General features: G+C 38.9%; 6 protein-coding genes and 1 pseudogene. 2 read left to right on the top strand and 5 right to left on the bottom strand.

The features are described from left to right. Nucleotides 1-311: 311 nt before the first annotated feature. A complete protein-coding gene (locus HRT50_RS14810) occupies nucleotides 312-2,258 on the bottom strand; it encodes a hybrid-cluster NAD(P)-dependent oxidoreductase (RefSeq protein ID WP_291615819.1) in 1,947 nt (648 codons plus the stop codon). Nucleotides 2,259-2,726: 468 nt separating this feature from the next. Here HRT50_RS14810 and HRT50_RS14805 point away from each other — a divergent pair, with 468 nt between their 5' ends. Next, nucleotides 2,727-2,987, top strand: coding sequence for a hypothetical protein (locus tag HRT50_RS14805; protein ID WP_291615817.1), 261 nt, complete (start codon nucleotides 2,727-2,729; stop codon nucleotides 2,985-2,987). 522 nt (nucleotides 2,988-3,509) lie between these two features. Here the strand turns inward: HRT50_RS14805 and HRT50_RS14800 are convergent. The 3 genes and pseudogenes from HRT50_RS14800 to HRT50_RS14790 form a co-directional block, all read right to left on the bottom strand. Beyond that, nucleotides 3,510-4,490, bottom strand: coding sequence for a transposase (locus tag HRT50_RS14800; protein ID WP_291615815.1), 981 nt, complete (start codon nucleotides 4,488-4,490; stop codon nucleotides 3,510-3,512). A gap of 190 nt (nucleotides 4,491-4,680) precedes the next feature. Next, the gene (locus tag HRT50_RS14795; protein ID WP_291615814.1) at nucleotides 4,681-6,546 is read right to left on the bottom strand and encodes a methyl-accepting chemotaxis protein; all 1,866 of its coding nucleotides are present in this window, start codon (nucleotides 6,544-6,546) and stop codon (nucleotides 4,681-4,683) included. 438 nt (nucleotides 6,547-6,984) lie between these two features. Continuing rightward, nucleotides 6,985-7,955 (bottom strand): annotated as a pseudogene (locus HRT50_RS14790) (transposase). A gap of 329 nt (nucleotides 7,956-8,284) precedes the next feature. On the opposite strand from HRT50_RS14790, the gene HRT50_RS14785 reads away from it, so the two are divergent. After that, complete coding sequence (locus HRT50_RS14785; protein WP_291615812.1) at nucleotides 8,285-9,937, top strand: alpha/beta fold hydrolase; 1,653 nt, start codon at nucleotides 8,285-8,287, stop codon at nucleotides 9,935-9,937. A 531-nt stretch (nucleotides 9,938-10,468) separates the two neighbouring features. Here the strand turns inward: HRT50_RS14785 and HRT50_RS14780 are convergent. Continuing rightward, the gene (locus tag HRT50_RS14780; RefSeq protein ID WP_291615810.1) at nucleotides 10,469-10,888 is read right to left on the bottom strand and encodes a hypothetical protein; all 420 of its coding nucleotides are present in this window, start codon (nucleotides 10,886-10,888) and stop codon (nucleotides 10,469-10,471) included. Nucleotides 10,889-11,558: the final 670 nt, after the last annotated feature.

Here is an 11,558-nt window from a genome sequence, read left to right as displayed (position 1 = left end):
GATAGGTAAAAACTATCATTAGATTTAAAGTTAGTTTTACGGCTTGGCGTCGCGGTGGCGACCACACCCAAGGGGCGACGTACCGCCGCGCCTCCCCTTGGAACCCCTGCGACGCCCTACTCAGTGAAAACATAAATCATCAATTTTGTGTTTACAGTCAATACCTGCCGATATTCGTCCATGAAAAACGGCAGTCTTCACCATCCATGGCTCAGTTTGACTGACACTTTACAAAATTGAGATTTATTCACTGAGATGGGATTGGGAGTGCTTGGTAACGGTGGTGTAAACCAACTAACAAATAGTTTTAATTACAGATTAACGTCCAGATCTGAACGAGCATAACTACAACAGGGAAGAAAATCACCACTGCCATCTTCGGTATCAATCGCCATGGCGTTGGGAGCGTGCAACTCACCATTGACCAGCTTGCTATTGCAGGTGCCACAAATGCCCGCTAAACAACTGTAATCAGGAGTGATACCTGCCTCTTCTGCCGCTTCGAGAATCGTCTGGTCGCCTGATATTTGTACTTCGATACCCGACTGCAAGAAATTAACTTTATAAGTACGGTTAGAGGCATCGTGCTCAGGAGGGGCGACATCAATAACAAAACTTTCCTGATGATACTGAGAACCAGGTAGGTCTAATTGAGTCAGCAGCATTTGGGCGTTTGTCATAAATTCATCCGGACCACAGACAAACACTTCTCGCTCCAGTAAATCGCTGCTGAACTGGTTTAACATATCGGTCGATAATCGACCATAAAAGTGGACAATGTCACAGTTAGCGGCATCGCTCTGACGGGTAAAGTTACAAGATAAATGTAAATTATCATGCTGAGTTGCCAACAGTTGCAACTCCTCGAAACAGATCAGATCTTCATCAGTACGGGCACTGTGATGAAATTGAATATCTATGTTCAAACTCAGATCGGTAATGTAACGAGCAATCGACAACATAGGCGTAATGCCGGAGCCTGCGGACAATAACAACAACTTAGCACGGCTGGAACTTTGCAAGTGGAATACACCGCTGGCTTTAGTGCATTCTATGCTTGAACCTACGGCAAAAGAGTCATGCAACCAATTTGAGAACAAGCCACCCTCGACCCTTTTCACGGTAATTGAAATCAGATCTGGTCGAGAGGAACTTGACGATAGTGTGTAACATCTGTTTTCCAGTTGCTTGTCTATTTCGGCGTGCAAGGTGATGAATTGTCCAGGTAAATAGCCAAATCGAACAATAGGGTCAGCGATAAACTTGAAGGTTTTAACGTCTGCTGTTTCATCAATAATCTGTACACAGCGTAATAATTCTTTGTTGTGGATTGTGCTTGCCGCATCGGTACCAGGTAGGGTCTGGCTGCTATTAGTATCGGCGGAGATAGTTAACTGTTTCGCTAACCTTGCTTGAGCCGGTTGCCAATTATCCTGGTACACAGGTCTGGCTTTAGTGCTAATAACTTCAACTTTGTCACCTATTTTGATAATGCCGCTATTGAGCGCCAACATGTTTTCACCAAACATCACATTAGTACCATCTTGCTCCTGACGATAACTGGTCAAAGTCTTTAACGGCTCAAGATTTTTATCCGGCAGCTGAGTATGAGGATCAACAGTGGTGAATACACAGCGGCTGCAGGGCTTGGGTAGCTCAAACAATACCTCTCCTATGCGAATTTTCGCCCATTCATCTTCCTGCCAGGCAGGCAATCCTGCGATGGTGATATTAGGTCTGAAGTTTGCCATGCTAATCGGTGCCGGTAGACGCTGATTTAAGTGCTGCAACGAGTTATCATTGACCAGTAACAGCGGAAAACCATCGGCGAAGCCCACTTCGTGCACTTCATGCTTATTTACCTTACGCTTTGATTGCTCGCCAAAATAGAGAATCCGCAGTGGCTCTCCAAGTAATTCACTGATCCATTGATCGGCTGACAACCCGCAACCCTGCCCCATAAATGATGTGCCCCAAACGGAGGTAGGAAAATAACTGCTGGAAAAGTGTTGTGGCTGCAATAACAGCTCTTCACAGCTTGGATGCTGTAAAACTAAATCATCTCCACGGTAATAAGAGCTGATCGAGCTGATTTTTGGGTGGGTTCGACCGGTAATAAAGCTACCGTCTAACTTAGTCAGCATAAAACGTCTATCTCCCTGTAAACCGGTGCCAAGCACTTTCACCGTTTCACAACTGATAGCCGCGGAAGATTTCAGTGGGTAAATAGCTAAACTACTGACATAAGCGTTCGACATTCTATGACCTTTTACTAGTGATGTTTTTTAACAACGAGGGTAACTGATTGCTGTCGATTAAACTAGCTCAGCTAGGAGTTATAAATAGTTATAAATGACACTCACTTATCTACTAGTCAGCAAAACATTAAACTTACAATTTCAACTTGCGTAAACCAAAATTCCTGCCGCTGAGCTAGTGGTATAAGTCTTCCATGAACAACGCCGTGCACTTTTAGCAATTATCAGTGAGTGTCATTGTTATTAGCATATAGGCACCAGTATTATGGCACAGAGCCAAATTTATTGAGATCATAAAGTTATCATAGGAGGCATAGTTAATTTGTAATAGATTAATTGCAACAGTAACCAAAACCTCCCCCACCAAACTGCAATCAACGTGTTGCAAAAACGTTAACAAGTTGTTATTTTAATGTCAGTATTATTGTTTAATACTACTTTGGAATATTAACGAACAAGGAGAATAAAATGGGTTCAAGAGTTTTTGACTGTGGCAATATTGAAAAAGGGTATGCTGCTAGCTCGGGTCGTATTTTCGACAGTGGTAATATTGAAGTTGGCTATGCTGCTAGCTCGGGTCGTATTTTCGACAGTGGTAATATTGAAATTGGCTATGCAGCTAGCTCGGGTCGTATTTACGACAGTGGTAATATTGAAGTTGGCTATGTCGGTGATGGCCTTAGTATTGAACTTAAAGGTGGTGCCGCAAGGTTATTACTACTGAAGTAAAGAGCGGTATTAAACTTATAACTTATTAGGCCACCCATAATGATCTTTCATGGGTGGCAAAGTTAACATTCTGCGCTGCAATTTAGCGCATTCTTCAAATTATTTAACGCTAAATAATCACAGTTAGCATAAGAGTCATACCGCATTCAAATTAGTTCATTTATAATTCTGAAACTTGGTTTATCAATTTTAGATAAAGTTCAAAATTAGAGGTGAATAATGCATATGTAGCTTCACGGTGGCTAGGTTCTATGGGCGTACCAGTAGTAATTAACACTTCAATAAAGGATTTCAATCTGCTGATTTCAATCTGCCAGCCATAATAAATAACTATAAATACAGATAATAAAAACAGACTAGGTATGGAATTGATCACAGCTAAAAGCTGGGTAATTATTAAGGGATAGTTATCAACCGTACGCTTAACACACTAGAAATAGCCAAAATTTAAAATTTAGGCGAGTTAAAGCCGCCATTTAAAAATAACAAAGAAGGTCTGTTTATTCGTTATTGTGTTGGTGGTTACGCGCTATTCAAGCAGGCTTGAGCATTAACGATACCATGGGTTCGCTGCAAGCCAACATGCTCGGTAAATTTACTCAAGTGCTCTGCGGTACCTACCGCGCCAGTGAAAATATATTCAAAGTCTGTGGTCAGCTTTAACCAGCTTTCTTCATTAATGTGTAACCTTGCTAAAATACGCTCAGATTTCTGACTAATCGCGCGTCTTTTATCAGCACGAATAATACGTCCGGTCTCATCCACTAGGGTTAAGTAGTCTTGTAAACTAAATCGAATACCTTTATTTTTTTGTTGGTGTTCATTACCTGTGAATGGTAGTAAAGCTTTGGGTTGCTCACCTTTTATCGCTGATTTTATACGTAGTTGGATACTAGTAAAATCAGACTTCTCGGGCGTGGCAGTAATACCTGCACGCACGGGGTTTAAATCAACATACGCCATACACGACAATATAGCTCCCTCATCAAGCAACGCTTGGGATTTAAAGCGCCCTTCCCAAAAATGGCCGGTGCATTTATCTTCTCGATTGGCTTGTCGGGCGATAGGCTCATTTAACGAGCGCATAAACCAACTGATATCCTTCAAACGTTGTTTGTAAACATTCGCAGTAGTCTCAACCATGGCAAGTTGGAATTTATCAAGCGACTGTTTATTTTGATATTTTTGGGTGAGTAATGTGCCTTTAAATAATTGATGCCAACGTTCAAGTACCTCAGCCGTTGACCAGAATTTCGCGCGTTCACTATCAACATGCAAAACTATATGTAAGTGGTTATGCATCACGGCATGCGCACAAATATCAATAGCGAAGACTTGAGCTAATTGAAAAATCCGTTTTTCAATCCAGATACGTCTGTGCTCATAACTAATGCCTGACTCTTTATCAACACCGCACAAAAACGCTTTTCTCACCGTGCGACTGCAAATATGATAATACGGTGTATCTAACAAACTGATCTGTTGCGAGCGAGGCTTAGGCATAATAATCACCAGACTTAATGAAGGTAAATTAAGCCTAGTTTATTGATGGAAATATATACAAGTTATTATGGGTGGCAGAATAAATTTGCCTAATAAATTTAACATAGTTGCTCTATACAATGATCGATACAAATAATGAGGTACACCGGTAGAATATTTATAACTAAAACCATTATGATGAAGCCATTTATTAACACCTCATGCCTTGTACCGATAGTTCTAAGCTTTGTGCAATACTCATCAATTCCATCCGGCATGTTTCTAATGATTGGGAATGGTTATTATTATGTTTAGCCTCATCTTCGAGACGATTAAGGTTGTCACATATCTCAACAGATACCGATGTTTGTTGCTCAGTTGCCACCGCAATGGAGTTATTTAATATTGAAGTATTATTGGCTATTTCTTTTGCTTTACCGATAAACTGGGTCAGTTGATAAATGCTTGTGGCGTTTAACTCACTCGCATCGACACTTAACTTTATTTGCTCTGCCGCTTGCTTAGATTTTTTTTGCAGGCTTTTGATAATACTTGTTATATCTTTGGTGGCCGCCTGTGTTCTTTTTGCTAGGTTTCGGACTTCATCGGCCACAACCGCGAAACCTTTACCACTATCACCCGCTCTAGCTGCTTCAATAGCTGCATTTAATGCTAATAAATTTGTTTGTTCCGCAATATCACTAATCACTTGCAAGACACTGCCGATATTACCACTCTCCTGATTCAACTCGTTTATTATAGTGGTACTTTGATCCATGTCTTGTACAAGTTTTCTAATACTTTTTGTCGCTAAACTTGAAATATTCAAACTTTCATCAATTTTGTTATTCGAGCTGATAGAACAGCTAGCTGCGCCTACAGCATGTTCAGCAATTTCATCAATACCTAATTTCATTTGTAGCATAGCTACATTCGCTTGTGATATTTCGTTATTTTGGCGGTCATTACCTTTTCTACTGATAGTAATTACTTCATCTATGCGATTTGCAGCGAAAGATAATTGGTCGATTGATCTGATGATGCCTACAACAACACTTTGAATATTTTCAATAAATAAATTAAAATTACTGGCAAGCTTTGATATTTCGTCATTACCTTTAATGACCAGTTTATTTTGTAAGCTTGCCTCACCTCTTGCTAAGCTCAGTACCATCTCATTAATACTGTTGATTCTAGTTTCTATCGTGCGCATAATCGTAATTATGCCTATTAAGGTAATTAAAAAAATAGTGATGGCCAAGCTATATAATTTAACATTCAAATAATTAACGGTTTCTTCAATAAATTGATTAAGCTCATCTTTCATGAGAATTAGTTCTTCTTCCGCATCGTGTACCGCTGAGCGCAATTGACCGATTATGCCCGCAGAGGGATTAAGACCCATATTGACTCTTTCATTGGTTAATTTAATAAAACTGCGGCGATAATTTTCTAAGTCGGCTTCCAGTGTCGCCAACGTATTTATGGGCAGTGAAACTTGTTTTAATAGCTCGATACTGCGGTCAAATTCAGTGGTGAACTTTATAATGTACTTGCTCTTGGCACGTAACATGAAGTCTTTTTCATGTCGGCGTAGCATTAACATTGAAGCAAGTAATTGATAGTCTTCAAGTGCATTAATTTCATCTTCCGCTAGATGAACTGCATTGCGAAGTTCACCATATAAACCCTCCGTTGGAGTGAGCCCTATTTTTAGTTGTAAAGAAATTAAGCTATGAAAGTAACTTTGATAGGCGCTAACCTTGGTTGAAAATTTATCAATAGAGCTGACATCGGCTCCCTCACTTAACAATAACTTTTTAGTATTTGCTAAATTTTCGTTTAATCGCTTACTATTGTGAATAAACTTTTGCTGATATTTAAGGTTATGCCGACTAAAAAAGTCTTTTTCATTCCGTCGTAACATTAATAAATTAGCTTCTAAGGTAGCAATATTAACACTCGCACTTTTTAATAAACTAACGTGTTGTAATGATGAATAAGTGACATAGGAGAGCATCGACATAGCAAGTATAAATATACTGCAAACAATTAATATTTTAATACGAATAGACATAATTTTATTTAAACCAACAACTTATTATTTGAATCTTGGGATAATATCAATTACAAACTGTAGTTTTATTAAGCTTTTATGAAGGTTTTATTTCAACTTTATTACGATTTATTGCTGTTTTATTTGTAAACGTATCGGCAGCGATAACATCTATGGCGCTATGTACTCCTTAGTGCCATAGAACTATTAAATGTATGTTCTCCGAATTAACAATGCCACCGAAATCAACTAAAAATCAACTATGCCATCCATGATAAATCCAGCAATAACGAAGCACTGATTGTTTCCTTTGCGATTGAATATAAAAGAATTGATTTAGTAAGTGGGTTGTTCAGTAAGCAATTATCACTACTAATTATCAAACCACTAAATTTTGGCCAAGGAAAACCTTCACCCCAAATAATATTAAGGTTTCGTTATGTTTTAAAAAAATAGGCGTTACGCGCTATTCAAACAGGCTTGAGCATTAGCTATGCCATGTGTCCGTTGCAAGCCAACATGCTCACTAAATTCACATAAGTGCTCTGCTGTTCCTGTGAAGATACATTCAAAATCAGTGGTCAGTTTTAACCAGCTTGCATCACTGATATGTAGTCTGGCTAGAATGTTTGTTGGTTTAAGGTTAATAGCTCCGCGTTTATCATCACGCAGTATACGGCCAGTTTCATTAACGAGTGTTAGGTAATCTTTTAAGCTAAAACGAATACCTGTAGGTTTATGTTGGTGTTCGTTACTAGTGAAAGCTAATAACGCGCTAGATTGTTCACCTTTAATCGCTGCTTTTATACGTAATTGAATACTAGTGAAGTTTGACTGCTCTAGTGTATCTGCAATGCCTGCGCGTACAGGATTTAAGTCAACATAAGCCATGCAAGATAGCAACGCGCCTTCATCAAGCAGTGCCTGAGATTTAAAGCGTCCCTCCCAAAAATGTCCTGTGCATTTGTCTTCTCGGTTTGCTTGTCGGGCTATCGGCTCGTTCAATGAACGCATAAACCAGCTAATGTCTATTAACCGTTTTTTATAAATATCAGCTGTACTTTCAACCATCGCCAGTTGGAATTTATCAAGCAGTTGCTTGCTGGAATACTTTTGAGTAAGTAGTGTGCCCTTGAAGAGTTGATGCCAGCGCTCAAGCACTTCGCCCATTGACCAACTTTTCACTTGCTCACTATCAACATGTAAACGATATGTAAATGATTATGCATCACTGCATGAGCACAAATATCGATAGCAAACACTTGAGATAATTGAAAAATACGTTTTTCAATCCAAGTGCGCCTATGTTCAAAACTAACACCAGTCTCTTTATCTACCCCGCACAAGAAAGCCTTTCGCACTGTGCGACTACAGATATGATAATACGGCGTATCTAATAAACTGATTTGTTGTGAACGAGGCTTCGGCATAATAATTACCAGACTTAACAAAGGTGAATTAAGTCTAGTTTAGTGATGTAAATATAGATAAGTTATTATGGGTGGCCTAATAAGTTAGCCTAATAAGTTTACTGATTTATTACATTCTTCCCTAATAGCATTGTTTTTTTAATATAAAACGGCTCGATCCTATTTATTTTAAGCATATCCATAGCTGGATAAGCACTTTATCAATTGCGGAAATAATAAGGATAAAGAAGATAAATATTCATCGTCAATAATTTCACTATGTTTAAAAAGCACTCAATAAAATAGTGCATTACTTCCCCAATATTATAAAAAAAATAAGGAATTTATTGATGATTACGATTACCCCCCCAAGAAAAATGACAAAGCTGCTGCTATTTATACTACTGATGCTAACAACAGCTATATCAAATGCTACTGATTTGGCAGGCTTATTATCTGGTATTACCGGCCAACCAATATTTAAAAAATCAGATCTATATACCACTGATGATGACGTTGTCATCACGGCCTATGACAATATAAAACTGCAGGCCAATATTTTTCAACCAAGTACCGGAGAAGCACATTACCCAGCAATTATCTTTATTAATAGCTGGGGCATGAATGAATATGAATACCTTACTGAGGCGGCAGTTTTTGCTGAAAAAGGTTACATCGTACTAAGTTATGAAACACGAGGTTTTGGTCATTCAGAGGGGAAAATATCAACAGCTGGACCTGAAGATATTGATGACGTTTCAGCAGTTATTGATTACTTAGAAGCAAATACCAATGTTGACAGTGAACGCATAGGTATTGCTGGAATTTCTTACGGCTCAGGCATTAGTTTACTCAGTGCGGCTAATGAAAGCCGAATAGCAGCTGTTGCAGCAATGAGTACATGGGGAAGCTTAACCGAGTCACTATATGGTCAACAAACACCACGCTTAATTTGGGGAGGTTTACTCACGGGTTTAGGGTATTTAACGGGTAACCCTAGTGATGAAATTGCTCAAAATTATCTGGGATTACTTAAGCAAGAACGTATTGATGAAATAACCGAATGGGCCGATATACGTTCACCTTTGACTTATGTTGAACAGCTTAACCAAAGACAAGTGCCAATATATATTTCAAATAATTTTGGTGATAACCTTTTTCAAGTCAATAGTGTTTTATCACTTTTTAATGCGCTTTCTGTCCCTAAACATTTAGACCTTAATCAAGGAACACATGCTATCGCAGAAGTATTAGCAATGGGCAATGCAGATCATCATGTATGGAGTAATGTTCATGACTGGTTTGACTATTGGCTTAAAGATATTGATAACGGAATCATCGACAAACCGCAAGTAGAAATGGAAGTAAAGTTTGCTGATTATGATACTTTTGAAAACTGGCCGTCAACAAATATTAGTGATAATACATGGTACTTACATGAAAAAGAATTAGACGGTGACGGTGATATAAAAACCTCAACATATAATCCATGGTGGCCAAAAACAGACCGTTTCTATGGTAGTTTAGATACTTTTGCCACCTCAGGAATTCCAATACTTTCCTATATCACAGAAGATTTTCTTGATTTGCCCATTATATCAAATATGAATTTTATCAGTACCATACATGCCATACGATGGGAGTCTGATTGGTTAACTGAGAAAACTTCATTACGTGGTATACCTAAAATTCACATCAACCTTACACCAAGTGCTAGTGACGTAATGCTAGTCGCATATCTTTATGACGTTGACTTTACTGGCACAGCAAGACTTATTACTCATGCACCTTATACTTTAGTGAATGCATCTGCCCATACAAAAATAGCGGTTGATATAGAGCTAGGAGCTACCGCCTACGATGTACCTGCGGGACATTATATTTCTCTAGTCATTGATACCGTAGATTTACTTTATAGCCAACCATCCTCATCTTTTTATCATATAGACATTAACTATCAAGGTGATCAACAAAATACGCTAACGTTACCAATTAAAGACTAAGGCAACGTAGGGTATAGCTAAAGATCGACAAAACCTTTACACATTAATGACTTGCTAAACTATCAAACACAAGTCAAGAAGTTATCGTTGCTTCAAATACTTCTATGCTGATGCCCTGCGCAAACTATTTTTTCTTAATTAGTACTGGTTGTGCAACAGATCTTTGTGGGCAATGAAAGTTAATTATGAAGGTAAACAAAGCGCTGTCGGCACATGACGCTGATGGATGCAGCTTATTAGACAATGCAAGAGCATATTGTCCTGATGTGCCATCAGCGCCTTGACTTTAAAGAGCCTCGAATACACATGAGTGAACTGAAGAATACGTTTGTTAGCAGCGCCGACGGATTCCAAAGGGCATAACTTAGGTACTATGCGTTTAGCCCCCCTTCTCTTTTGGGTGTCGTCGCCACCGCGAAAAGTCATTTAAGTGCACCTGATCCCGTTTATTTATATCGGCAAAATTTTGGCGTGAAAACGAAACTAATTTATGTATTTAAACCGGGACTGAAACAGATTGTGTTACAGAGTCTATTCCATTTTTTGCTCAATTAATTGTAGTAGCTGCGAATTTAACATAGCTAACTCGGCTTCCATGCTCTTAGTTCTTTCTTCATCACCGTTTCTGCGCTCTTGAGCTATTTCTGCGATTAATTCGGCTATTTTTTCTTGCAACTCAGCAATTTTTTCATCTATCGTCTTTTGTTCTTCACCATTCGTCCCGCTAACTTCTTCTTGCCCTAGTATTTTTCTCATTGCTGCTTGATTTTTATCATTAGTACTTTTTTCACGCGCTTCTTCTGAAATGGTGACTTGATCCGTTTTTAAGTGCTCTGAGGTGGATGTGTTTTTTTCAGCGGAAACCTCCATAGATGCCTGCTCTGAAGCAGACATTTTTTCCTGGTATGCTGGCGCAATATAAGCTTGCAGCTGTTCTGTACGTAATTCCATTTCTTTTCTATCCCTAATCAGATTATTTACTATTTCTCTGTATCGGTATAAAACTAAATAACTTAAATATTGTCAAAAAGTTTAACATTACTTAGCGTAGCGGTGGCGACCACACCAAAAGGTGAATGACCGATCCGCTACCCTTCTTAATCCCCAGAACGCCCACTATTTATCTTTCTGGTGATCAACTGATGGGCTTGGAGTGTGATTTTCTGCTTGACGTCGCGGTGGCGAGCACACCCAAGGGGCGACGTACTCAGCAGAACATTCAATTTTCAATTTCAACTAGCGTACACCACGATTCCTGCTGCTAAGCTCGTGGTATAAGCTTTCCATGAACAGCGGCAGCCCTCGACGTCAGGACAATATGCTCAGGAGAATATGCATCCTGCATTCTCTAATAAGTCACATCCATGTGACGTCTGCATTGTCTAATAAGTTACGTCCATCTAACGTCTGTCTCGGGTCGAGGTCTACCTTTGCTAGTTGGTGATTGAATTGCTGAGATGGGATTTGCAGCTCTTTTATACTTAACTTATCGGCATAATGCTTGTGTATTACCTATTCTTTGATATTTAGCTCTACCTATTTAGTACATGCGATTATAATGGCGACTTTTTAAATACGAGTAGTATCAGATGTCTAAAATATTTATTATTGGCTTGCCTAG

The sequence above is a fragment of the Colwellia sp. genome (assembly GCF_013215345.1).
Taxonomy (GTDB): domain Bacteria; phylum Pseudomonadota; class Gammaproteobacteria; order Enterobacterales; family Alteromonadaceae; genus Colwellia.
The sequence above is the reverse complement of the archived record's forward strand: the minus strand, read 5'-3'. Positions and strand labels throughout refer to the sequence as shown.

Excerpts from the sequence above, each read along its gene's own strand:
- HRT50_RS14785 (WP_291615812.1), top strand. The coding sequence starts at position 8,285 with ATGATTACGATTACCCCCCCAAGAAAAATGACAAAGCTGCTGCTATTT.
- HRT50_RS14805 (WP_291615817.1), top strand. The coding sequence starts at position 2,727 with ATGGGTTCAAGAGTTTTTGACTGTGGCAATATTGAAAAAGGGTATGCT.
- HRT50_RS14800 (WP_291615815.1), bottom strand. The coding sequence starts at position 4,490 with ATGCCTAAGCCTCGCTCGCAACAGATCAGTTTGTTAGATACACCGTAT.
- HRT50_RS14795 (WP_291615814.1), bottom strand. The coding sequence starts at position 6,546 with ATGTCTATTCGTATTAAAATATTAATTGTTTGCAGTATATTTATACTT.
- HRT50_RS14780 (WP_291615810.1), bottom strand. The coding sequence starts at position 10,888 with ATGGAATTACGTACAGAACAGCTGCAAGCTTATATTGCGCCAGCATAC.
- HRT50_RS14810 (WP_291615819.1), bottom strand. The coding sequence starts at position 2,258 with ATGTCGAACGCTTATGTCAGTAGTTTAGCTATTTACCCACTGAAATCT.